At 62.6% G+C, this 22,580-nt stretch carries 24 protein-coding genes and 1 pseudogene; 12 read left to right on the forward strand and 13 right to left on the reverse strand.

The genetic code is table 11. From position 1 onward, the window contains the following. Positions 1-2: 2 nt before the first annotated feature. The 5 genes from topA to USDA257_RS16235 form a co-directional block, all read right to left on the reverse strand. The gene (gene topA, locus USDA257_RS16215) at positions 3-2,663 is read right to left on the reverse strand and encodes a type I DNA topoisomerase (RefSeq protein ID WP_041415332.1); all 2,661 of its coding nucleotides are present in this window, start codon (positions 2,661-2,663) and stop codon (positions 3-5) included. A 226-nt stretch (positions 2,664-2,889) separates the two neighbouring features. After that, positions 2,890-4,050, reverse strand: a complete 1,161-nt coding sequence (gene dprA, locus USDA257_RS16220) for a DNA-processing protein DprA (protein ID WP_014764056.1) — start codon at positions 4,048-4,050, stop codon at positions 2,890-2,892. Beyond that, a complete protein-coding gene (gene plsY / locus USDA257_RS16225; RefSeq protein ID WP_014764057.1) occupies positions 4,050-4,661 on the reverse strand; it encodes a glycerol-3-phosphate 1-O-acyltransferase PlsY in 612 nt (203 codons plus the stop codon). Before plsY ends, dprA begins: the two co-directional genes overlap by 1 nt. A 29-nt stretch (positions 4,662-4,690) precedes the next feature. Next, complete coding sequence (locus USDA257_RS16230) at positions 4,691-5,983, reverse strand: dihydroorotase (protein ID WP_014764058.1); 1,293 nt, start codon at positions 5,981-5,983, stop codon at positions 4,691-4,693. Further along, positions 5,980-6,921: an aspartate carbamoyltransferase catalytic subunit gene (locus USDA257_RS16235; protein WP_014764059.1), complete on the reverse strand. Its 942-nt coding sequence runs from the start codon at positions 6,919-6,921 to the stop codon at positions 5,980-5,982. Before USDA257_RS16235 ends, USDA257_RS16230 begins: the two co-directional genes overlap by 4 nt. Before the next feature lie 169 nt (positions 6,922-7,090). Here USDA257_RS16235 and USDA257_RS16240 point away from each other — a divergent pair, with 169 nt between their 5' ends. Beyond that, on the forward strand, positions 7,091-8,743 hold the full coding sequence (locus USDA257_RS16240; RefSeq protein WP_041414299.1) for an acyl-CoA dehydrogenase family protein: 1,653 nt from the start codon (positions 7,091-7,093) through the stop codon (positions 8,741-8,743). Here USDA257_RS16240 and USDA257_RS16245 read toward each other — a convergent pair. Then, positions 8,725-9,660 (reverse strand): AEC family transporter, encoded by a 936-nt coding sequence (locus USDA257_RS16245; RefSeq protein WP_014764061.1) that lies wholly within the window; start codon positions 9,658-9,660, stop codon positions 8,725-8,727. The two genes, USDA257_RS16240 and USDA257_RS16245, sit on opposite strands and share 19 nt — an antisense overlap. A gap of 206 nt (positions 9,661-9,866) precedes the next feature. Here USDA257_RS16245 and USDA257_RS36950 point away from each other — a divergent pair, with 206 nt between their 5' ends. Next, complete coding sequence (locus USDA257_RS36950) at positions 9,867-10,019, forward strand: hypothetical protein (protein WP_162531112.1); 153 nt, start codon at positions 9,867-9,869, stop codon at positions 10,017-10,019. After that, positions 10,016-10,360, forward strand: a complete 345-nt coding sequence (locus USDA257_RS16250) for a DUF6105 family protein (RefSeq protein WP_014764063.1) — start codon at positions 10,016-10,018, stop codon at positions 10,358-10,360. The genes USDA257_RS36950 and USDA257_RS16250 overlap by 4 nt, the downstream gene beginning before the upstream one ends. Here the strand turns inward: USDA257_RS16250 and ruvX are convergent. Further along, the gene (gene ruvX, locus USDA257_RS16255) at positions 10,303-10,791 is read right to left on the reverse strand and encodes a Holliday junction resolvase RuvX (protein WP_014764064.1); all 489 of its coding nucleotides are present in this window, start codon (positions 10,789-10,791) and stop codon (positions 10,303-10,305) included. The genes USDA257_RS16250 and ruvX overlap by 58 nt on opposite strands. Positions 10,792-10,907: 116 nt before the next feature. Here ruvX and USDA257_RS16260 point away from each other — a divergent pair, with 116 nt between their 5' ends. From USDA257_RS16260 to USDA257_RS16275, 4 genes are all read left to right on the forward strand, one after another. Beyond that, on the forward strand, positions 10,908-11,612 hold the full coding sequence (locus USDA257_RS16260; protein ID WP_014764065.1) for a metal-dependent hydrolase: 705 nt from the start codon (positions 10,908-10,910) through the stop codon (positions 11,610-11,612). A 106-nt stretch (positions 11,613-11,718) separates the two neighbouring features. Then, the gene (gene gatC, locus USDA257_RS16265) at positions 11,719-12,006 is read left to right on the forward strand and encodes an Asp-tRNA(Asn)/Glu-tRNA(Gln) amidotransferase subunit GatC (RefSeq protein WP_014764066.1); all 288 of its coding nucleotides are present in this window, start codon (positions 11,719-11,721) and stop codon (positions 12,004-12,006) included. A 47-nt stretch (positions 12,007-12,053) separates the two neighbouring features. After that, complete coding sequence (gene gatA / locus USDA257_RS16270) at positions 12,054-13,535, forward strand: Asp-tRNA(Asn)/Glu-tRNA(Gln) amidotransferase subunit GatA (RefSeq protein ID WP_014764067.1); 1,482 nt, start codon at positions 12,054-12,056, stop codon at positions 13,533-13,535. An 80-nt stretch (positions 13,536-13,615) separates the two neighbouring features. Continuing rightward, the gene (locus USDA257_RS16275) at positions 13,616-14,116 is read left to right on the forward strand and encodes a GNAT family N-acetyltransferase (protein WP_014764068.1); all 501 of its coding nucleotides are present in this window, start codon (positions 13,616-13,618) and stop codon (positions 14,114-14,116) included. A 73-nt stretch (positions 14,117-14,189) separates the two neighbouring features. Here the strand turns inward: USDA257_RS16275 and USDA257_RS16280 are convergent, their stop codons facing one another. Next, a complete protein-coding gene (locus USDA257_RS16280; RefSeq protein WP_014764069.1) occupies positions 14,190-14,444 on the reverse strand; it encodes a YjhX family toxin in 255 nt (84 codons plus the stop codon). A gap of 332 nt (positions 14,445-14,776) precedes the next feature. On the opposite strand from USDA257_RS16280, the gene gatB reads away from it, so the two are divergent. The 5 genes and pseudogenes from gatB to USDA257_RS16305 all read left to right on the forward strand — a co-directional run. Then, the gene (gene gatB, locus USDA257_RS16285; protein WP_041414300.1) at positions 14,777-16,279 is read left to right on the forward strand and encodes an Asp-tRNA(Asn)/Glu-tRNA(Gln) amidotransferase subunit GatB; all 1,503 of its coding nucleotides are present in this window, start codon (positions 14,777-14,779) and stop codon (positions 16,277-16,279) included. After that, complete coding sequence (locus tag USDA257_RS16290) at positions 16,276-16,779, forward strand: GNAT family N-acetyltransferase (RefSeq protein ID WP_014764071.1); 504 nt, start codon at positions 16,276-16,278, stop codon at positions 16,777-16,779. The genes gatB and USDA257_RS16290 overlap by 4 nt, the downstream gene beginning before the upstream one ends. A gap of 104 nt (positions 16,780-16,883) precedes the next feature. Then, on the forward strand, positions 16,884-17,342 hold the full coding sequence (locus USDA257_RS16295) for a GNAT family N-acetyltransferase (RefSeq protein WP_014764072.1): 459 nt from the start codon (positions 16,884-16,886) through the stop codon (positions 17,340-17,342). Between the two features lie 107 nt (positions 17,343-17,449). Continuing rightward, complete coding sequence (locus USDA257_RS16300; RefSeq protein WP_014764073.1) at positions 17,450-17,845, forward strand: NADH:ubiquinone oxidoreductase subunit NDUFA12; 396 nt, start codon at positions 17,450-17,452, stop codon at positions 17,843-17,845. A gap of 228 nt (positions 17,846-18,073) precedes the next feature. Beyond that, a pseudogene (locus USDA257_RS16305) lies at positions 18,074-18,430 on the forward strand (DUF2155 domain-containing protein); the annotation flags it as partial. Between the two features lie 81 nt (positions 18,431-18,511). Here USDA257_RS16305 and aat read toward each other — a convergent pair. The 5 genes from aat to USDA257_RS16330 all read right to left on the reverse strand — a co-directional run bounded on the left by aat (position 18,512) and on the right by USDA257_RS16330 (position 22,354). Beyond that, positions 18,512-19,126, reverse strand: a complete 615-nt coding sequence (aat, locus tag USDA257_RS16310) for a leucyl/phenylalanyl-tRNA--protein transferase (RefSeq protein WP_014764075.1) — start codon at positions 19,124-19,126, stop codon at positions 18,512-18,514. Between the two features lie 9 nt (positions 19,127-19,135). Then, entirely contained in the window at positions 19,136-20,479 is a 1,344-nt protein-coding gene (gene accC, locus USDA257_RS16315) for an acetyl-CoA carboxylase biotin carboxylase subunit (RefSeq protein WP_041415337.1), read from the reverse strand. A gap of 12 nt (positions 20,480-20,491) precedes the next feature. Next, positions 20,492-20,971 carry an acetyl-CoA carboxylase biotin carboxyl carrier protein gene (gene accB, locus USDA257_RS16320; protein WP_014764077.1) on the reverse strand — a complete coding sequence of 160 codons (480 nt, stop codon included), beginning with the start codon at positions 20,969-20,971 and terminating at the stop codon, positions 20,492-20,494. Between the two features lie 23 nt (positions 20,972-20,994). Next, positions 20,995-21,441, reverse strand: a complete 447-nt coding sequence (gene aroQ, locus USDA257_RS16325) for a type II 3-dehydroquinate dehydratase (RefSeq protein ID WP_014764078.1) — start codon at positions 21,439-21,441, stop codon at positions 20,995-20,997. 145 nt (positions 21,442-21,586) lie between these two features. Continuing rightward, complete coding sequence (locus USDA257_RS16330) at positions 21,587-22,354, reverse strand: DsbA family protein (protein ID WP_048657489.1); 768 nt, start codon at positions 22,352-22,354, stop codon at positions 21,587-21,589. Positions 22,355-22,580 lie beyond the last annotated feature (226 nt).

Raw genomic sequence — 22,580 nt, forward strand, 5'->3', positions numbered from 1 at the left:
TGTCAGTCCTTCTTGGCCTTCGCGGCCGTCTTGCTCTTCGGCTTCGCCGCTGTCTTGGGCTTCTCGGCTTTCGCCGCCGTGCTTTTCGTTGCTGCGGCCGCGGATCTGCCCCTGGTCGCCTTGCCCTTCGATCCGCCACCCTTCGCCGCACGTTCGGCAATCAGCGCGAGCGCTTCCTCGACGGTCACGGATTGCGGATCCTTGCCTTTCGACAGGGTGGCGTTCACCTTGCCCCAGTTGACATAGGGGCCGAAGCGCCCGTCGCGCACGGTGATCGCGCCGCCTTCGGGATGTTGGCCGAGTTCCTTGAGGGCGGCGGCAGTGCGCCCGCGTCCGCCGCCGGCGCCCTTCGACTGCTTGTCGGCGAGTGCCGAAACGGCGCGGTTGAGGCCGATCGAGAAGACGTCTTCGACCGATTCCAGATTGGCATAGGTACCATCATGCAGCACGAACGGCCCGTAGCGGCCGAGCCCGGTCGAAATCATCTTGCCCGTTTCCGGATGCTTTCCGATGTCGCGCGGCAGCGAAAGAAGAGCGAGCGCCTTCTCGTGGTCGATCGTCGCGGGCGTCCACCCTTTGGGCAGGCTCGCGCGTTTCGCATCCTTGCCGTCGCCGCGCTGGACGTAAGGTCCGAAGCGACCGCTGCGCAGCGTGATTTCCTCGCCGGTGTGCGGATCCTTGCCGAGGCTCTGCGGCTCGTTCGACGCCGCCGCTTCCGCCTCGCCATTGCTTTCGGACGACAGCTGGCGCGTGTAGTTGCACTCCGGGTAATTGGAGCAGCCGACGAAGGCGCCGTATTTGCCGAGCTTCAGCGAGAGCTTGCCGGTGCCGCAGACCTGGCAGATCCGCGGGTCGCCGCCGTCCTCGCGTTTCGGGAAGACGAGCGGCGCCAGCTCCTCATTGAGTGCATCGAGCACATTGGTGACGCGCAGTTCCTTGGTATCCTCGATCTGCGAGAAGAAGTCCTTCCAGAACTCGCGCAGCACATCTTTCCAATTGAGTTCGCCGGCTGAAATCTGATCGAGCTTCGCCTCGAGCGATGCGGTGAAATCATATTCGACGTAGCGGGCGAAGAAGCTCTCGAGGAATGCCGTCACCAGCCGGCCCTTGGCCTGCGGCACCAGCTTACGCTTGTCGATCTCTACATAGTCGCGGTCGACGAGCGTGCTGATCGTTGCGGCATAGGTCGAAGGGCGGCCGATGCCGAGCTCTTCCATCTTCTTGATGAGCGTCGCTTCCGAATAGCGTGGCGGCGGCTCGGTGAAGTGCTGGGTGGCGTTGATCTTCTGCTTGGCGAGATTTTCGCGTGCGTTGATCTCGGGCAGCCGACCATCCTCGTCGCCGTCGTCCGCCTGTTCGCCGTCTTCCTTCATGTCCGTATAGGCGGCGATGAAGCCGTCGAAGCGAATGACCGAGCCGGTTGCCCTGAGGCCGGCCTTCTTGCCGCCGTTGTCGGCCAGGATCTCCGCTGTCGTCCGTTCGATCTCGGCCGATGCCATCTGGCTGGCGATACCGCGCTTCCAGACCAGATCGTAGAGCTTCAGCATGTCGCCGTCGAGGAAGCGACGTACCTGATCGGGCGTGCGGTTGAAGTCCGTCGGCCGGATGGCTTCGTGTGCTTCCTGGGCGTTCTTCGCCTTGGTCGAGTAGAAGCGCGGCTTTTCCGGCAGGTAGCGGGGACCGAACTGGCTGCCGATCGCCCGGCGCGCGGCGTCGATCGCTTCGGGTGCCATCTGCACGCCGTCGGTTCGCATATAGGTAATGAGACCGACGGTTTCACCACCGATATCGACACCTTCATAGAGCTTCTGCGCCACCTGCATGGTCCGCGACGCCGAGAAACCGAGCTTGGAGGAGGCGGCCTGCTGCAGCGTCGAGGTGGTAAAGGGCGGGGCTGGGTGCCGCTTGACGGGCTTCGCTTCGACGCTTGCGACCACATAGCTTGCGCCGTCGAGCAGGGCCTTCAGCCGATTGGCCTCCTCGCCGTTGCCGATCGACCTCGGCTGCAGCCGCTTGCCGTCGGCCGAGACGAGCCGTGCTTCGAATTCGTCGCCGCGCGGCGTCTTCAAAAGCGCCGAGATATTCCAATATTCTTCTGTGACGAAGCGTTCGATCTCCCCCTCGCGATCGCAGACGAGACGCAGCGCCACCGATTGCACGCGGCCGGCCGAGCGCGCGCCCGGCAGCTTGCGCCAGAGAACCGGCGAGAGGTTGAAGCCGACGAGATAGTCGAGCGCGCGGCGGGCGAGATAGGCGTCGACAAGCGAAATGTCGATGTCGCGCGGATCGGCCATCGCATCGAGCACGGCTTTCTTGGTAATCGCATTGAAGACGACGCGCTTGACCGGCTTGTCGCCAATGACCTTCTTCTTCTTGAGGAGGTCGAGCACATGCCAGGAGATCGCCTCACCCTCGCGATCCGGGTCGGTTGCGAGGAACAGCCCGTCCGACGACTTCACAGCGTCGGCAATGTCCTTCATCCGCTTGGCGGAGGCGCCATCGACTTCCCACGACATTTCGAAGTCTTCGTCCGGGCGAACCGATCCATCCTTGGCCGGCAGATCCCGCACATGGCCGAACGAAGCAAGTACCTTGTAGCCGGGGCCCAGATACTTGTTGATCGTCTTGGCCTTGGAAGGCGACTCCACCACTACAACATTCATCGTCATTCTCTGAGACAATCTCTTCTGGCAAAGCGCAGGCGTTGCGCGGCCGCTATTGAGGCCACGAAATGGACAGGGATTCGGGCGCGGTCAAGGGCTTTATCGAAAATAGCGACATTCCGGCCGACCGCAACCAAACCGCAACAAACGACATTCCGCAACTCGTGGTGGTTCAATTTGCGATTTCTGCGCGTGTTGCGAGGCGACGTACAGCTGTGTTTTCGCGCTATTGCGGGGGAGCGAGGGAGACGAGATTGGCCCCGTGGCGGCAGAGCTGGCCGGCAAGATCGAGTTCGAGCAGCACGAGATAGACCTCGGAGGCGGCAAGGCCGGTGTGGCGAATGATGTCGTCGATCTCGACCGGCGTCGGGCCGAGCGCCTCGACGATGCGGGCACGGTCGCCTTCGCCGGGTGCCGCCGTCGCCGGTATCCCGGAGGGCGCGTGTTCGACCGACGGCTCGCGGGCGCTCAAGCGCGAGAAAAGATCGTCGCGGCTGAGAGGCGACAATCCCTCCAGAACGTCACTTGTGGCGGTAGTGACGATCGCCCCCTGTTTCAGCAGATCGTTCGTGCCGTGACAGCGCGGATCGAGCGGTGAGCCCGGCACGGCAAAGACGAGCCGCCCGAAATCGGCTGCATAGCGGGCGGTGATGAGCGACCCCGAACGGCTGGCAGCCTCGATGATCGCGACGCCGAGGCTGATGCCGGCGACCAGGCGGTTTCTTCTCGGAAAGTCGCGGGCGCGGGGCTCCCAGCCGAAGGGCATTTCGCTGATCGCCAATCCCGTCCCCGCGGTGATCTCCTGCAGAAGGCCGACATTTTCGGGCGGGTAGGGTTGATCGAGACCGCCGGCGAGCGCGGCGATCGTACCGGTCTCAAGGCTGGCGCGGTGGGCGGCGGTATCGATGCCGCGGGCAAGGCCGGAGCTAATGACGTAGCCGGCCGCACCGGCATCGCGGGCGATCATCGCAGCGAATTTCGCGCCGCTGACCGAGGCATTGCGTGAGCCGACGATGCCGAGCGAGGGGCGGCTTGCCGCCTGGAGGTTGCCTTTCATGGCGATGAGCGGAGGTGCGCCGTCGATCTCCCTTAGCGCCGGCGGATAATCGGGTTCGCCGATCCCGACGAACACCGCGCCGAACCGATGCGCTGTTTCGAGCTCCCGCTCCGCGTCCGCCAGCGAGGCGATGCGAAACTGTCGATTCGAGCCACCGCGGCGGGACAGTTCCGGCAGTGCCTCGAGCGCCGCCTCGGCGGAGCCGAAATGGTTGACGAGATCCCGGAAGGTCGCAGGACCGACATTGTCGCTGCGGATCAGCCGCAGCCACGCGATCCTCTGCCGTTCCGTCAGCGCGGTTCCGTTCCGTCGAGCGCTGCCGTTCGGCATTATCCCTTTTCTCCGATCCGGCTTTCCGTGCCGCTCAGGAGCCGCTGGATATTGGCGCGGTGCTTGATCCAGGTGATCACGGTCATCAAGGCAAAGAGCAGGGCGACTTTCCCGTATCCGGTTGCATAGAGTGCAATCGGAATGACCGCCGTCGCGACGAGAGCCGACAGTGAGGAGTAGCGGGTGATCTTGGCCGTGGCGAGCCAGATCGCCGCGAAAGCGGGCACCATCAGCGGCGCAAGGCCAAGCAGGACGCCGATATAGGTGGCGACACCCTTGCCGCCCTTGAAGGAGAGCCAGACCGGAAAGAGATGGCCGAGAAAGGCGGCAAGGCCAGCGGCGATGCCGGCTTCAACACCCCAGAAAGACGCGATTGCTGCTGCAGCCGTTCCCTTGAGTGCGTCGAGCAGTAGCGTGGCGGCCGCGAGTTTCTTGTTGCCGGTTCTCAGCACGTTCGTCGCGCCGATATTGCCGGAGCCGATCTTGCGCACGTCGCCGAGCCCCGCCATGCGGGTGAGAATCAGGCCGAACGGGATAGAGCCCAGCAGATAGCCAAAGACGAGGCACAAGAATGTCGCGGGCAGCCCCAGCTGCCAGGAAAACAGATCCACCGGTTCCTCCCCCGCCTATATGCTTCGGCTCATGATGAATGGACGAGCTTGCCGCCAACATAGGTTTGCACGACCCGGCCGGTAAAGCGCGCATTTTCGAACGGCGTATTCTTGGAGCGGGAAACCAGCTCTTTTTCGTAGAGGATCCAGGGCTCGTCGAGATCGAGGACGGTAATGTCCGCCTTCGCCCCGGCTTTCAGCGTGCCCGCTTCCAGGCCGAAGATTGCGGCAGGGCGCGTCGACAGCGCATCGATCAGCCGCATCAGCGGAACCTGGCCGCTGTGGTAGAGCCGAAGGGCAGCCGCCGCCAGGGTCTCAAGGCCGATCGCGCCATCCGCTGCATCCGCGAAGGGCAGGCGCTTGGTATCGGCGCCCTGTGGGTCATGCGAGGAGACGATGATATCGATCTTGCCGGCGGCAAGCGCTTCGACCATCGCGACCCGGTCGTCTTCGCCGCGCAGCGGCGGCGCCAGCTTGAAGAAGGTCCGGTATTCGCCGATATCGTTCTCGTTCAGCGTCAGGTGGTTGATCGAGATGCCGCAGGTGACGTTCGCCCCGCGCTCTCTCGCCGCGTGCACGGCATCCACCGCTTCGGGGACGGAGATTTCGGCGGCGTGATAGGCGGCCCGGGTCAGTTCGGCGATGCGAAGATCGCGCTCAAGCGGAATGATCTCGGCCTCACGCGGAACGGCCGGAAGTCCGAGCCAGCTTGCCAGCAGGCCTTCATTCATGACGCCGTTGGCGCCAAGATATTTGTCGCGGGTCTCCAGCGCAACGACCGCATCGAACTCGCGCGCATAGGTCATTGCGCGGCGAAGCACGAGCGTGTCGTGGACCGGTTGCCGGCCGTTGGTGAAGCAGACCGCACCCGCATCGCGGAGCAGTCCGAGTTCGCTCATTTCCACCCCGAGCAGACCCTTGGTGACGGCCGCCGCCGGGTAGACGTTGACGAGCGCCTTGTCGCGGGCGGTCTTCTGGACGAATTCGACGAGGGCGATCTCGTCGATCACCGGATTGGTGTCGGGCATGGAGATAAAGGACGTGACGCCGCCGGTCGCCGCCGCCCGCGAGGCCGACTCGATCGTCTCGCGATACTCACTGCCCGGTTCGCCGACGAAGACCCGGGCGTCGACGAGCCCGGGCACGGCGACGAGACCGGCGCAATCCTTGACGAAGGCGCCCGCCGGCACGCCCTGGTTCTGGGCGTTCTTTCCGGCGGCAAGGATCCGTCCGTCGCTCCCGACGATGATCGTGCCGATCTCGTCGAGATTTCGCGAGGGATCGACGATGCGCAGGTTCTGCAGAACAAGCGGTCTGGTCATAGGCGCGGGCCCTGGTTCTGAGAGAGAAGAAGCGTCTCCATGACGGCCATTCGGACGGCGACGCCCATCTCAACCTGCTGTTCGATGACGCTTTGCGGTCCGTCGGCGATCTCCGAGGCGATCTCGACGCCGCGGTTCATCGGTCCTGGATGCATGACGAGCGCATCGGCCTTGGCCGCCTTCAGCTTTTCCGCGTCGAGCCCGTAATAGTGGAAATATTCGCGCACCGACGGGACGAAGGAGCCGGCCATCCGCTCGCGCTGGAGTCTCAGCATCATCACCACGTCGGCGTCCTTCAGGCCTTCCGCCATGGATCGATAGACCTCGACGCCCATCTGTTCGATGCCTGCGGGGAGCAAGGTCGCCGGTGCGACGACGCGAACGCGTGCACCCATCTGGTTGAGCAGCAGAATGTTGGAGCGGGCGACGCGGGAATGCAGGACGTCGCCGCAGATCGCCACGATGATCCGCGACAGCTTTCGCTTGGCGCGGCGGATCGTCAGCGCGTCGAGAAGCGCCTGCGTCGGATGCTCGTGCTGGCCGTCGCCGGCATTGACCACGGAGCAGGAGACCTTCTGCGCGAGCAGTGCTGCGGCGCCGGCGGAAGAGTGGCGAACGACGAGCACGTCCGGGTGCATCGCGTTGAGCGTCATCGCCGTGTCGATCAGCGTCTCGCCTTTCTTCACCGAGGAGTTGCCGACCGACATGTTCATGACGTCGGCACCGAGCCGCTTGCCAGCGAGTTCGAAGGAAGATTGGGTGCGGGTCGACGCCTCGAAGAAGAGGTTGATCTGCGTCAGTCCTCGCAGCGAAGAGGTCTTTTTCTCCCTCTGCCGGGAGATCTTGACCGCTTCGTCGGCGCGATCGAGCAGGAGCGTGATGTCCTGTTCCGTCAGCCCTTTGATGCCAAGCAGGTGGCGATGCGGGAAAGTGATCATGAGCCGCCCTTGCAAGCTGGAATTTGGCTCGCTCTATAGAACGTGGCCCCGGGCGCGGCAAGGGGCGCGGCAAGCCGCGCGCCGGGCCTTCCGAAGAAAACTTGCCGTCGCCACGGTTCTTGGCGCGGGCCTGTTTCGTACCCGCGAAACTTGCGCTAGAACCGGGCCTATGAATCAGATGAACCGGACCGAACAGAAACTCGCCGAACTGAACCAGCCGAAGCCCTGGTCCGGTATCAATGCCTATCGTTCCGACCCCCTGGTCGTCGATATCACCACGGCCATGCCGAAGACGCTGCGTGACGAGTTCGACGCGCTCGGCCGCTATGTGACTTCGCCGGAGGCGCAGGAACTGGCGCGCATGGCCAATGAGGGCGTTCCGAAGCTGAAGACTCACGGGCCGCGTGGCGAGCGCCTCGACGTCGTCGAGTTCCACCCGGCCTGGCATGCGCTGATGCGCCGATCGATGACGACCGGACTGCATTCGTCTGCCTGGGAGAATCTGCCGGACGAGCGCGGCCGTTCGCACAAGGCGAGGGCGCTCCGCTTCTATCTGACGGCGCAGCTCGAATGCGGCCATCTCTGCCCGCTGACGATGACCAGCGCCTCGGTTGCCGCGATCACTGCGTCGCCGGCCGTCCAGAAGGAATGGGCCCCGAAGATCCTGTCGCGCAAATATGACTCGACCAACCGGCCCTGGATGCAGAAATCCGCGGTGACGATCGGCATGGGCATGACCGAGAAGCAGGGCGGCACGGATGTGCGCGCCAACACCTCGACCGCCGAACGCGTCGGTGAAGGGATCTATCGCCTGAACGGCCACAAGTGGTTCATGTCGGCGCCGATGAGCGACGCCTTCGTCATGCTGGCGCAGACGCGCGAGGGGCTCGGCTGTTTCCTCGTGCCGCGGCTGCTCGAGGACGGCGGCGCCAACGGCCTGCGCTTTCAGCGTCTCAAGGACAAGCTCGGCAATCGTTCCAACGCGTCGTCGGAGGTCGAATTTTCGGATACCTTCGGCTTCCTGCTCGGAACGCCGGATGCCGGCATTCGCACGATCCTCGACATGGTGACGCTGACGCGGCTCGATTGCGCGCTCGCCTCGGCCGGCATGATGCGCGCTTCGCTCGCCGAGGCCGTGCACCACACCCGCGGCCGCAAGGTCTTTGGCAAGACGCTCGTCAGCCAGCCGATGATGACGCGTGTTCTGGCCGACATGGCACTCGATGTCGCGGCGGCAAGCGCGCTGTCTTTCCGCCTCGCCGAAGCCTTCGATAATGCGCATAGCAGTGCCGAAGATGCAGCCTACGCCCGCATCATGACGCCTGTCGCGAAGTACTGGTGCTGCAAGATCGCCCCCGCCTTGATCTACGAAGCGATGGAGTGTCTCGGCGGCAACGGTTACGTCGAGGAACGGGCGCTTGCCCGCCACTATCGCGAAGCGCCGGTCAATGCGATCTGGGAGGGCTCCGGCAATGTGATGGCGCTCGACGTGCTCCGGGTGCTCGGGCGTCGAAAGGAACTGTTCGAGCAGTTGTTCGGCGTCTTCAGCCGCGATCTCGGACCCGCTGGACCCAAGACGATCGATGTGCTGCGCGCCGCCATGTCGCTCTGCGAGCGTGACGAGGGCGCGGCGCGCCTGCTGGTCGAGCAGCTTGCGCTGGCGGCGGCAGCGGCCGAGCTCTATCGGCTGGGTGCCGGGCGCATCGCCGATGCCTTCCTGGAGTCGCGGCTGGCCGCCGGCTGGCGCGCCACTTACGGCATGCTCGATTCGCGCTTCGATTCCGCCTACGTGCTCGACCTGCTCTATCCGGCCGCTACATAGCCGGTGGCGAAAAGGACGAGCGGGATCGTGAAGAACGACACGGCCGTCTGCACCGTCGCGACGGCGGCGTAAAGCTCCGCATCTCCCCCCATCTGCTTGGCAAGAAGATAGCCGTTCATCGCCGTCGGCACGGCGGCGCCGAGCGCGATGACGAGCAGGGCGTCGCCGGTGATGCCGAGCAGCGCGCTGGCGCCCACCATGAAGATCGGCATGACGATCAGCTTGAGCGCGACCGCAAGCATCGCGGCGCCGGTCGGCTTCAGGGCGTCGGCGATCCTCAGTCCGGCACCGACCAGCACCAGGCCGAGGCTCAGGGAGGCCGTTGCCAGCATGTCGATCGCCGTCATGACCGGCTCATAGAGCTCGATGCCGGTGAGGTTGAACAGTATCCCCAGCGCCGACGCGATGATCAGCGGATTGGTGATGATCTTCAGGAAGAAGAATCCGACGCCGCGGTCACCGCCGCCGAACCACACCAGCACGGCGACATTATAGAAATTGATCGGGATGATGATCAGCGTCATCACCAGCGCCGTCAGGCTGAGGCCGATCGCACCGTAGAGCTTCTCGGCGACGGCCAGCGCGATGAAGGCGTTCCAGCGCGTCGCTGTTTGGAAGATCGAAGTGAAGGTGGCACCGGAAATGCCGTTCTTTCGCAGGAGGGGCCAGATCAGGAGGAGAGCGATCGACATCAGCGTGACGCTGCCGATTGCCGCAATGGCCGTCGCATCGGCCTCCATCCCGGTGAAGTCCGCTTTCGCCAATGTCGAAAAGAGAAGTGAGGGAAAGAGAAAATAGTAGCCGAACTGCTCGAGTCCCACCCAGAGCCCCTGATCGACGAGCCTCGAACGGCGAAGCCAGACGCCAAGCAACACGAGCAGGAAGACGGGAAGGATGCTTTCGAAAATGGCGGTCATGACGGCTCATGCAGAGGGAGGTGCTACGCTGGGGCGGAGGCGAGAAGGTCTCGCACTCACGCTAGGCTTTTAGAACCGGCGGGCGACGGGCCGCAAGCCGCCTTTGCTTGTGAATATTAACCTTAATGAATGGTTTACGTTGCGCTAGGCCGGCTATGACAGAGATACTGACGTCAGTTCAATGAAGTCTGGAACGGAGCGGTTCGGTGAGAACTGGCTTGATGATCGTCATGATGATGTTTTTCGCCGGAGTGGCGCTCGACATAGCGACGCTCGCTGTCGGCCTGGTCGGTTTTGCCCTCGCCGACCGCGCCGTCTACCCGCTGCTGTGCGGTTGGGCCGAAGGGAGAGGCGCGTGAAGTGGCTTTTGGTCTTCTGGGGCGGCCCGGTGATGCTGCTGACCGGCTGGTATTCGCTCTCCTATTATGACATGAGCTTCGGCATCTTCATGCTGACGCGCGAGGCGCACGACCTGGTCTTCCACCTCTACGGCCATGTTCTCGGAATTCCGCCGGAAAGCATTCCGCCGCTGGTTGCACGGGCGATGGTCCTCGACACCATCGTCCTCTTCGGCCTCGTTGCGCTGCGGAAACATCGGCAAATTACGTCCTGGTACCGCGCGCGGTTCGGAGGCGCGAAATCTCAATCGACGGACGTGTCGCGCCTGCCGAGGGACGCCAATCTGTCGAGCGCTCCCTGAAGGATGAAGGAGGCAGCAGCCGAGTCGATGCGCTCGGCGCGTTTCCTGCGCGAAACGTCCATTTCGATCAGCACCCGCTCGGCCGCGACCGTCGAAAGCCGTTCGTCCCAAAGCACGAAGGGGATATCCGTCTTCTCGCCCATGTTGCGCACGAAGGCCCGCGTCGCCTGGCAGCGCGGCCCTTCCGTCCCGTCCATGTTGACCGGCAGGCCGATGACGAAGGCGGCGATCCGTTCCTTTGTGGCAGCATCGAGCAGCGCCTGCGCGTCGACGCCGAACTTGACGCGGCGAATGACCTCGCGCGGCGTTGCAAAGCGCCGTCCGAGATCGGATACCGACAGTCCGATTGTCTTGGTGCCGAGGTCCAGACCCGCGATCGCCTGATGCGGCGGCAGCCGCGCGGCGAGTTCTTCGATGGTGATAATTGCCATGAGGTTGCCGATTCGATCTTTCCAGTTCGCTGGTGCGATCCATATGCTCGTCTGTCAGATAAATCGATCACCTTTATGGTTTGCTTCGAAGCCGCCATGATTTGAGGGAGAACGTCATGAAGATCAAATGGCTGGGCCATTCCGCCTTTCATATCGAGACCGCGAAGGCGAAGATCCTGATCGATCCGTTCTTCACCGGCAATCCGGCGTTCCGCGCCAGCGAACGCATCGCCGCGACCGCTGGCCTGACGCATATCCTTCTGACGCATGGCCATGGCGATCATGTCGGCGACACGGTGGCGATCGCCAAGGAGACCGGCGCCACCGTCGTCGCCAACTTCGACCTGTGCATGTGGCTCGGACATCGTGGCATCTCGAATATGGAGCCCGGCAATACCGGCGGAACGATCAAGCTCGGTGCGTTCTCGGCCACCTTCGTCAACGCCCTGCATTCCTCGGCTCAGATCACCGAGGACGGCGTTTCGCATTGCCTCGGCAATGCCAACGGCCTCGTCCTGCATTTCGATGACGAGCCGACGCTCTATCACATGGGTGACACCGACATCTTTTCCGACATGGCACTTGTCCAAGAACTGCACGAGCCGGATATCGGCATCGTGCCGATCGGCGACCGCTTCACCATGGGCGGTGCCGTGGCGGCGCTCGCCTGCCAGCGCTATTTCAAGTTCAATACAGCGATCCCTTGCCATTACGGATCATTCCCCATCATCGACCAGACGCCGGAAACCTTTGTCGCCGGCATGGACGGCGCCTCGACGCTGGTCGCGACACCCGAGGTCGGCGGCGTCGTCACCCTTTAAGGAAGAGCTGCGCCTCGCCGCAGAAGCGGGTCGCCGATATTCACGAGTTGCACATTGTGCAACTCGTCTTTATAGCGGGGGAAATCTTGAGATACCGGAGACGATCATGTCCGTAGACCTAGCCACCGTGAAGCGTGTCGCGCGCCTTGCCCGCATCGCCGTCAGCGAGGAGGAAGCCGAACGGATGACCGGCGAGCTCAACGGTATCCTCGGCTTCGTCGAACAGCTTTCCGAGGTCGACGTCGATGGTGTCGAGCCGATGACATCGGTGATGCCGATGGAAATGAAGAAGCGGTCAGATACCGTCGCGGATGGCGACAAGGCGGCCGATGTCGTCGCCAATGCGCCGAATTCGGACCGTGACTTCTTCGTCGTCCCGAAGGTGGTCGAGTAAGACCCGCTTCCGCCGTCCGCGTCCAGATTCCGAAGTTCGATTGCACCATGACCGACCTGACCCGCCTCACGATCGCAGAAGCCCGCGCCAAGCTTGCCGCCAAGGAAATTACCGCCCTCGAATTGACCGATGCCTATATCGCGGCGATCGAGGCAGCCAATGATACGATCAACGCCTATGTCACCGTGACGCCGGAAAAGGCGCGCGACATGGCCAAGGCTTCCGACGCCCGTATCGCCGCCGGCAATGCCGGCGCGCTGGAGGGCATCCCGCTCGGCATCAAGGACCTTTTCGGCACCGAAGGCGTCCATACCCAGGCCTGCAGCCATATCCTCGACGGCTTCAAGCCGCGCTACGAGTCGACCGTCACCCAGAACCTCTGGAACGACGGCGCCGTGATGCTCGGCAAGCTGAACATGGACGAATTCGCCATGGGCTCTTCCAACGAGACATCGTATTACGGCCCGGTCAAGAACCCGTGGCGCGCCAAGGTCTCGAACATGGATCTCGTGCCTGGCGGCTCCTCCGGTGGCTCTGCGGCTGCCGTCGCGGCCTATCTCTGCGCCGGCGCCACGGCCACCGATACCGGCGGTTCCATTCGTCAGCCGGCCGCCTTCACCGGCACTGTCGGCATCAAGCCGACCTATGGCCGCTGCTCGCGCTGGGGCATCGTCGCCTTCGCCTCCTCGCTCGACCAGGCCGGTCCGATCGCCCGCGACGTGCGCGACGCGGCAATCCTGTTGAAGTCGATGGCCAGCGTCGATTCCAAGGATACGACCTCCGTCGACATTCCGGTTCCGGACTACGAGGCGTCGCTCGGCCAGTCGATCAAGGGCATGAAGATCGGCATTCCGAAGGAATATCGCGTCGACGGCATGCCGGAGGAGATCGAGGCGCTCTGGCAGCAGGGTATTGCCTGGCTGAAGGAAGCCGGCGCCGAGATCGTCGACATTACCCTGCCGCATACGAAATACGCGCTGCCCGCCTATTACATCGTCGCGCCGGCCGAAGCGTCGTCCAACCTCGCGCGCTACGACGGGGTGCGCTACGGCCTGCGTGTCGACGGCAAGGACATTGTCGACATGTATGAGAAGACCCGCGCCGCCGGTTTCGGCCGCGAGGTCAAGCGCCGCATCATGATCGGCACCTATGTGCTTTCGGCTGGCTATTACGATGCCTATTACCTGCGTGCCCAGAAGGTTCGCACCCTGATCAAGCGCGACTTCGAGCTTGCTTTCCAGGCAGGTGTCGATGCGATCCTCACGCCGGCCACGCCGTCTTCGGCCTTCGGTATAGCCGACGAGGACCTCGCATCCGATCCGGTCAAGATGTACCTGAACGACATCTTCACCGTGACGGTGAACATGGCCGGACTTCCGGGAATTGCCGTGCCGGGCGGGCTCGACCACAAGGGCCTGCCGCTCGGCCTGCAGTTGATAGGCAAGCCTTTCGACGAAGAGACGCTGTTCAAGACGGCCCATGTTATCGAACAGGCCGCCGGCCGCTTCGCTCCTTCCAGGTGGTGGTAAACGGGGTCACCGCCTGATCCCCGGCAATGGTCAAGCGGCGACAGAAATGATGTAATGCAGGCGGAAAGGGGCTCCGCTTCATGATCGTCATTCGCCACGCTCGCCAGAACGAGATCGGTCCGCTTGCGGCGATCGGGCTCAGGGCCTGGGCGAAGGCGATTGCAGGGCTCGCCGATGTCGCGGGAATGCAGGGCGCGGCGGAGCGTGCTTTCATAGATTTCCTGACGGAGCACTGGCTTTCCGTTCTTCTGATCGAGGAGGAAAACCGCATCTGCGGCTGGGCAGCCCGCGAGGACCTCGACGACACCATCTCCGATCTCTGGATCGATCCCGGCGCGCAGGGCAGGGGACTCGGCCGGGCGCTGCTTGCCGAAATGGAGCAACGCATGGCGGCTGAAGGCTTTGATATCGCCAGCGCAAAGACACACGCGCAGAACGCTTCCGCGGTCGCCTTCTTCCAAAGCGCCGGCTACCAGGTGAAGTGGCTGTCGACCGCCTATTCACAAAAGCTCGACCGTGACATGGAATTCATCGGCCTTTCGAAACAACTCACAGGAGAACCGTCGGAGCACTTGCGATAGTTCGCGTCGCAGGGAACGGCGATACCGGAGATATCCTCTCCGGTATCTGAGCACTTGGTCACGTACCCGCAGGTCACCGGTTGTCGAGTTCGGAGCGGACGAGACACAGGCCGCGCTCGGTGATGCGATAGGGCCTGCCGCCCGACGACTTGATCGCCCGCTTGCGTTTCAGCTTTCGGAAAAGCTCGAGATCGACGCCGGGATAGACCCAACCGTCACGAGTGAAGCAACGGATATCGGCGATTGCCTTGCCGTCGCGGGTAATTTCGATGCGGCCGCCCTGGGCCAAATGGTGAAGGATGCGCTGTTCGGCGCGCGAAATGTCCATGATTTGAGTGTTCCGGAATAGCGTTCTTCAGAACGCAGGAAAACGGACCGCCAATCGACAGGATGAGCGGGGTTCGCGTTTCCGGCCCATGCGCGCACTTCTGGTGAATGCGGGCAGGGCCCTTACCGGGACTCAAGCTGAAGGAACATAAAGACTCCGTTCGGACGCGAATTTTTAGAATGCAGCCGTACGAACGTCAAGGTTGCGCACGTTGGGGGTCGGGATCATTGCCAGCGTGCGCCGGGTCGCGGCTCGCCTCACAAGCCTTGCACCGCAGAACCAATTGCTCTACCGAGAAACCTCAGAATTCAGGCTTCAAAGAAGAGCATGAGATGAGCATCGTCGACGTCCGCACTCCCGATCCGAAACGCTTCATTCCCGGTGCGACCGGCGACTGGGAGGTTATCATCGGCATGGAGGTCCATGCCCAGGTGATGAGCAATTCGAAGCTGTTCTCCGGAGCGTCGACCGAGTTCGGCAATGCGCCGAACGCCAATGTCTCGCTGGTCGATGCGGCGATGCCGGGCATGCTTCCCGTCATCAACGAGGAATGTGTCAAGCAGGCCGTCCGCACCGGCCTCGGTCTGAAAGCCCAGATCAACCATCGCTCGATCTTCGACCGGAAGAACTATTTCTATCCGGACCTGCCGCAGGGCTACCAGATTTCGCAGTACAAGGATCCGATCGTCGGCGAAGGCAAGATCGTCATTTCGATCGGGCCGGACCGCCAGGGCCAGTTCGAGGATGTCGAGATCGGCATCGAGCGCCTGCACCTGGAACAGGATGCCGGCAAGTCGATGCATGACCAGCACCCCTCCATGTCCTATGTCGATCTCAACCGCTCGGGCGTGGCGCTCATGGAGATCGTCTCCAAGCCGGACCTGCGCTCGTCGGACGAGGCAAAAGCGTACCTCACCAAGCTGCGCTCGATCCTGCGCTATCTCGGCACCTGCGACGGCAACATGGACGAGGGCTCGATGCGGGCCGACGTCAACGTCTCGGTGCGCCGTCCGGGCGAGCCCTTCGGCACGCGCTGCGAGATCAAGAACGTCAATTCGATCCGCTTCGTCGGCCAGGCGATCGAATACGAGGCCCGCCGCCAGATCGCGATTCTCGAGGATGGCGGCACGATCGATCAGGAGACCCGGCTCTTCGACCCGAACAAGGGCGAGACACGCTCGATGCGCTCCAAGGAAGATGCGCACGACTACCGCTACTTCCCCGATCCGGACCTGCTGCCGCTCGAGTTCGACGACGCCTTTGTAGAGGCGCTCAAAGCCGATCTTCCGGAACTGCCGGACGACAAGAAGGAACGCTTCGTCCGCGATCTCGGGCTGTCGGTCTATGACGCCTCCGTGCTTGTTTCGGAAAAGGCGATTGCCGATTATTTCGAGGCGGTCGCCGAGGGGCGCGACGGCAAGATTGCCGCGAACTGGGTAATCAACGACCTGCTGGGTGCGTTGAACAAAGCCGGCAAAGCCATTGAAGAGACTCCGGTTTCGCCGGCCCAGCTCGGCGGCATCATCGACCTCATCAAGGCGGAGACGATCTCCGGCAAGCTCGCCAAGGATCTCTTCGAAATCCTGTGGAACGAAGGCGGCGACCCGGCGGAAATCGTCGAGAGCCGCGGCATGAAGCAGGTCACCGACACCGGGGCGATCGAGAAGGCCGTCGATGAGATCATCGCCGCCAACCCGGATCAGGTGGAGAAGGCCAAGGCAAAACCGTCGCTCGCCGGCTGGTTCGTCGGCCAGGTGATGAAGGCGACCGGCGGCAAGGCAAACCCGCAGGCGGTGCAGGCTCTCGTCAGGTCCAAGCTCGGCATCGAAGAGTGACGGAGTTCTTCGTCCGGACGGCAAGCGAGCGCGACCTAGAAAAGGTACGCGCTCTGCTCACCGAGACCTGGCATGCGACCTATGACAGCCTTTATGGCGTCGACAAGGTCGACGAACTGACGGCCAGGTGGCATTCCATAGAGGCTCTCAGAGCTCGGCTGCAGCGCAAGAGGGCCGAATTCGTCGTCGCGGACAATGGCGGCGAGATCGCCGGCATGGGCTTTGCGGCCATGTCGGAGACACTCCCGAAGACCGTCATCCTTCATCAGCTCTACGTCTTGCCGAAATACCAACGGCAGGGGATCGGCCGCGACATGTTCGCCGAACTCGAAACCTGCTTTCCGGATGCAGAGCGCATGCGGCTTGAGGTCGAGCCGGAAAATCTGCATGCGCTCGCCTTTTATCGGGCGCACGGGTTTTCGGAAGTTGACAGGACGTCCAGTTGCGGGGAGGACGGATCCGGCATTCCGGCGCTTGTTCTTGAGAAACGTCTTCCTTGATCTGTACATCTGATGCTGGGACTCCTCACACGCTGTCACAATAGCTTCGCCTCGGGGTGGTTGATGCGATAACTCAGATATCTGCACGCTGGGGCATCACAGTAATGGAAATAGAGATCCGCAAAGCCGAGCGCGAAGACTTGCCAGCCATAATCGGACTTTTCGCGGATGATCTTCTTGGCGGTCACGGCGACACGACCGAACCTGAAGCCTTTGGCGTCTATCTGTCCGCCTTCGAGAAGATCACCGCCTCGGCGCATCAGACGCTCTTCGTCGCCTGCATAGGCGACGAAGTCGTCGGTACTTTCCAGACGGCAGTTTCGACGTCGCTTCCCGGGCGCGGCAGTTCCAGCCTGGTGATCGAAGCCGTGCAGACGAGGGAGGACATGCGCGGCCGTGGCATCGGGGCGCGGATGATCCGCCACGCGATTGCCGAAGCGCGGGAAAGGGGTGCGGCGAAAGTGCGGCTCACCTCCAATGCGGTTCGGGTCGACGCGCATCGCTTCTACGAACGCCTCGGTTTCGAACGCAGTCATTTCGGCTTCAAGACGCAGGTGAAATGACCGCCGGTCCGGTTGAACCACTGGACAAGGCATGAGGGGCGCGGCATAAGCGGGTGCGAGATTTTTATATCCGGCTGGCTCCCATCGGTCGGTAAAGGACGATGCCCATGAAGCTCCTGCTGCAGATATTCACCTGGTGGAACGGACAGACGATCGGTACGCGCTTTCACACCTGGCGCCATGGCCAGCGTGTCGGCGAAGACGAATTCGGCAACGTCTACTACCAGGGCGGCAAGGATTCCGAGGGCCGCACGCGGCGCTGGGTGATCTACAACGGCCCGGCCGAGGCCTCCGCCATTCCTGCCGGTTGGCACGGGTGGATGCATCACCGCACCGATATTTCTCCCGCCGACGAAAAATACGTCGCGCGCGAATGGCAGCAGTCGCATCGCTCGAACCCGACCGGCACGCCCAATGCCTACCGCCCGAAAGGTTCGCTGGCCAATGCAGGCCTGCGCCCGCGCGTGACCGGCGACTACGACGCGTGGACGCCGCGCTCCTGATAGGTGCTGACGAAGGCGGTCCGACCCGCCGCTCCGGTCTCAACTTATGGATCGATCATGGCGCAGCCACATTTCGGGTTTAGCGCCTGAAGGGCTATCCAGAACAAACAGCATCGCAGGGGATTGGCGGGAATGGCAGGTTTCTGTCTGCGGAATTTGATGGGCCGGACGGCCCGGCATACGGGCCTTGCGTTTCTCCTGGCTCTGCCTTTGATTTCCACCGTCGAACCGGCACGCGCGACGCGTCTCTCCAACGCCGTCGCCGTCTTTTCCGGTATCGACAAGATCACCGGCCGCATCACCACCTTCGACGTCTATATCGGCGAGACGGTTCAGTTTGGCGCCCTGCAGGTGACCCCGCACGTCTGCTATAGCCGCGACGAGACTGAGGCGCCGAAGACCACCACCTTCGTGGATGTCGACGAGATCACGCTCGACCGCAAGATCCGCCGCATCTTCACCGGCTGGATGTTCGCCGACAGTCCCGGCCTCAACGCGGTCGAGCATCCCGTCTATGATGTCTGGCTGCAGTCCTGCAAGCCGACTTCCGACGTTCCGCCCCCGGATACGGCGGCGAAGCAATAGGCCGCCGTCCCGCACAAGCAGAGGACACAGCAGGTCAATGTGCGATTGAAAAGTCGCAGGGGCTGCAGGCGGGCATCCCGACTAAAATTCAAGATTCGGCGAGGCGATCGCCCTGGCAAGCAACAGGTCATACTCGGCCTTCGGCACGTCGACAGCGCCGAAGGCTTTCAGGTGCTCCGTCGTAAACTGCGTATCGAGGAGCTGGAAGTGCCGGGCACGAAGCCGCTCGACGAGATGGACCAGACAGATTTTCGAGGCATCGGTGCGCAGCGAAAACATGCTCTCGCCGAAGAAGGCTGCCCCGAGCGAGACGCCGTAGAGGCCACCGACGAGCCTGTCGTCCTCCCAGGCCTCGACGCTGTGCGCATAGCCCATGTGATGCAATGCCGCGTAGAGCGAGCGGATCTTGCCGTTGATCCAGGTGGTCGGACGACCGGGTGCGGGCTTCGCGCATCCCTCGACAACCGCTTCGAAGGCTGTATCGAAGCGGATCTCGAAAGGACGCTTGCGAATTCTCTTGGCCAGGCTGTGGGAGACGTGAAATCGATCCAGCGGAATGACGCCGCGGATTTCCGGCTCGACCCAGAAGAGCTCCGGATCGTCGGCCGAGTCAGCCATCGGAAAGAGACCGATGGAATAGGCGCGCAACAACATGTCCGGGGTGATTTCCGGTTGTTTGCTGCGCGATCCTTTCAATCTCTTACCCTATGCGGACGTTGCGGCCAGATGGTGCTCCAGCCAGTGGATATCGTAATCACCATTGGCGATATCCTGATTGTTTATCAGTTCCTGGAAAAGCGGCAACGTCGTCTTGATGCCATCGATGACAAATTCGTCGAGCACACGGCGCAGCCGCATCATGCATTCGACGCGCGTCCGCCCGTGGACAATCAGCTTGCCAATCAGGCTGTCATAATAGGGGGGAATCCGATAGCCCTGATAGGCGCCGCTATCGACGCGCACGCCGAGGCCGCCGGGCGCGTGGAAATGCGTGATCGTGCCCGGGGAGGGCACGAAAGTGCGCGGATCCTCGGCATTGATGCGGCATTCGATGGCATGACCGGAGAAGACGACGTCTTCCTGCTTGACCGATAGGCCACCGCCCGATGCTACGCGGATCTGCTCGTGCACCAGGTCGATGCCGGTGATAGCTTCGGTGATCGGATGCTCGACCTGCAGGCGCGTGTTCATTTCGATGAAATAGAACTCGCCCTCCTCGTAGAGGAACTCGATCGTGCCGGCGCCGCGATACTTCATCTTCTTCATCGCGTCGGCGCAGACCTGACCGATCTTCATGCGCTGCTCGACGTTGAGAGCCGGGGAATTCGCTTCCTCCCAGACCTTCTGGTGGCGGCGCTGCAGCGAGCAGTCGCGTTCGCCGAGATGGATGGCATTGCCTTCGCCGTCGCCGACGATCTGGATTTCGATATGACGCGGCTTTCCGAGAAATTTCTCCATATAGACCGCGTCGTTGCCGAAGGCGGCCGCCGCCTCCGAGCGTGCCGTCGCGACGGCATGCTCGAGATCCTCTTCCGTTCTGGCGACCTTCATGCCGCGTCCGCCGCCGCCGGCCGTCGCTTTGATCAGGACTGGGAAGCCGATCTCGCGGGCAATCTTAAGAGCGTTCTCGGGCTTCACTTCGCCGTCGGAGCCGGGAACGACCGGAATGCCGAGCTCCTCCGCGGTCTTCTTGGCGGTGATCTTGTCGCCCATCAGACGGATGTGCTCGGCCGTCGGGCCGATGAAGGTGATGCCGTGCGCCTCGAGGATATCCGCGAACTTGGCGTTTTCCGAAAGGAAGCCGTAACCCGGATGCACCGCATCAGCGCCGGTGATCTCACAGGCAGCGACGATCTGATGGATGTTCAGATAGCTTTCGCGGGATGGCGGCGGACCGATGCAGACGCTCTCGTCGGCCAACCGGACATGCATGGCGTCGCTGTCTGCGGTCGAATGCACGGCCACGGTCGCGATGCCGAGTTCCTTGCAGGCGCGCAGCACGCGCAGAGCGATTTCGCCGCGATTGGCAATGAGGATTTTCGAGATCATCGCCATCGTGCCTTATTCGATCACGATCAGAGGTTCGCCATATTCGACCGGAGCGGCGTCTTGCACGAGAATTTCCGTCACCTTGCCGGAGCGGGGAGCCGGGATCTGGTTCATCGTCTTCATGGCCTCGATGATCAGAATCGTCTGGCCTTCCTTGACCGTCGCGCCGACCTCGATGAACGGGCGGGCGCCCGGGGCCGGGGAGAGATAAGCCGTGCCGACCATCGGCGCCGTCACCGCGTTCTTCGTATTGTGGCCACCTTCGAGAGTCGCGGCGGGTGCGGCGACCGGCGCAGGTGCCGCGGACATTGCCGGATGCATCTGGTAGGTGGGCATTGCGTGCATGGGCATCGCAACAGGCGTGCCGTTCCGCGAAACGCGGATGCGCAGATCGTCCTGTTCCACTTCGATCTCGGTCAGGTCGGTATCCTTGAGGATATTGGCGAGATCGCGGATCAGCGCCTGATCGATACCCGGTTTCTTGTCAGCCATGGGATATGAGCCTCGTGTACTTCTTATTTCGACGTGTTTGTCAGGTTCTTTAGCGCATGCAGCGCCAGAATGTAACTCTGCGCACCGAAGCCGCAGATCACGCCCTTGACGGCCGGCGCAATCATCGACTTGTGGCGGAATTCCTCGCGCGCATGGATGTTGGAAAGATGCAGTTCCACGACCGGAACCGCGATCGCGCGAATGGCATCGTGCATGGCAATCGACGTGTGCCCATAGGCGGCCGGATTGATCGCCACGCCGGCGGCCTTTTCGCCCGCCTCGTGCAGCCAGTCGACCAGCACGCCTTCGATGTTCGATTGGCGGAAATCGACGTCGAAGCCAATGAGCTTCCCCTCCGCTTTGCACATCGCCTCGATATCGGCCAAGGTCTGGCCGCCGTAGATGCCCGGTTCGCGCTTGCCGAGGGCATTCAGGTTTGGGCCATTCAGCACAAAAATCGTCGAGGACATAAGGGATTCCGGTCTGGTGATGGGAGGTTACCTATAGACCGATGGTTCCGTGAGGGAAAGCCCCCCGGGTACCCAGGGGATTTGTCCACAAGTCATAGGCTGAATTGAGGGAACCGGCTGTGACGCGTTCCGCGTCGCTGCTCGGTCAGCAGGCCGTTTTGCCGCATTCACGCAGATTGGCGACCTTGCCGGTGAGCTCGGCGGCGCCGACGGCGCCGTAAACCGCCTCGTTGCCGATCACATAGGATGGCGTGCCGGTGATGCCGAGATCATTGGCGAGCATATAGGCTTCGCGCATCGAGGCGTCATTCGGGTCGTCTTCCATTTTGGCGCGCAGTTGCTCTTCGGTCACCCCCAGCTTGGCAGCAACGGCGATCGCCGTTTCCTCCGTGGCCCGCTCTTCGGCGCCAAGCAGCGCACGGTGGAAATCACCGTATTTCTCCGGTGCGAGCACGCGGAACGCGGCGCTGACCTTGTGAGCGGCGAGCGAATCGGGCCCGAGGATGGGGAGCTCCTTCAGCACGAAGCGCACGTTCTTGTCCTTGGCGAGGATCTCATCCATGTCGGAGAGTGCCCGCTTGCAATAGCCGCAATTGTAGTCGAAGAACTCGACGATGGTGATGTCGCCCTTGGGATTGCCGAGCGTCGTGTCGTAGGCGGAATTGAAGATCGCCTCCTTGTTGTTGGCGATCGCGGCTTGCGACGCTTCCTGCTGCTTGGCGCGCTGTTTGGCAGACAGCGCTTCCTGTACTTCCAGCATGATCTCCGGATTGGCGAGCAGATACTCCTTGATGTAGGCGCCGATCTCTTCCTTTTGCTTTGCGTCGAGCGCCGCCGCGGACTGGGGCAGGGCGATGCCGCCTGCGAGCGCAATCAGCGCTCCGGCGGCGATCATCTTCTTCTTGAGCGTCATCATTCCCTCGTTGTCTTCTCGTACCTGTCTGTCGCCCATTTCGCATTGCCGCGTCAACGCATCTTCGAAGGCAACGACAATAGCGAGCCTGCCGTCGATGCGAGCATAGGGTGCGCGGGCGCGAAACGAAACGGCAAAATCGGCCGAATTGCGGCGCTCCCATACTTGTGAAGGGTGAAACGATCGGGCAAAGGGGCGGGATGCCAGCCAACTTATGAGGATCAGC

It is taken from the genome of Sinorhizobium fredii USDA 257, assembly GCF_000265205.3.
Lineage (GTDB): Bacteria > Pseudomonadota > Alphaproteobacteria > Rhizobiales > Rhizobiaceae > Sinorhizobium > Sinorhizobium fredii_B.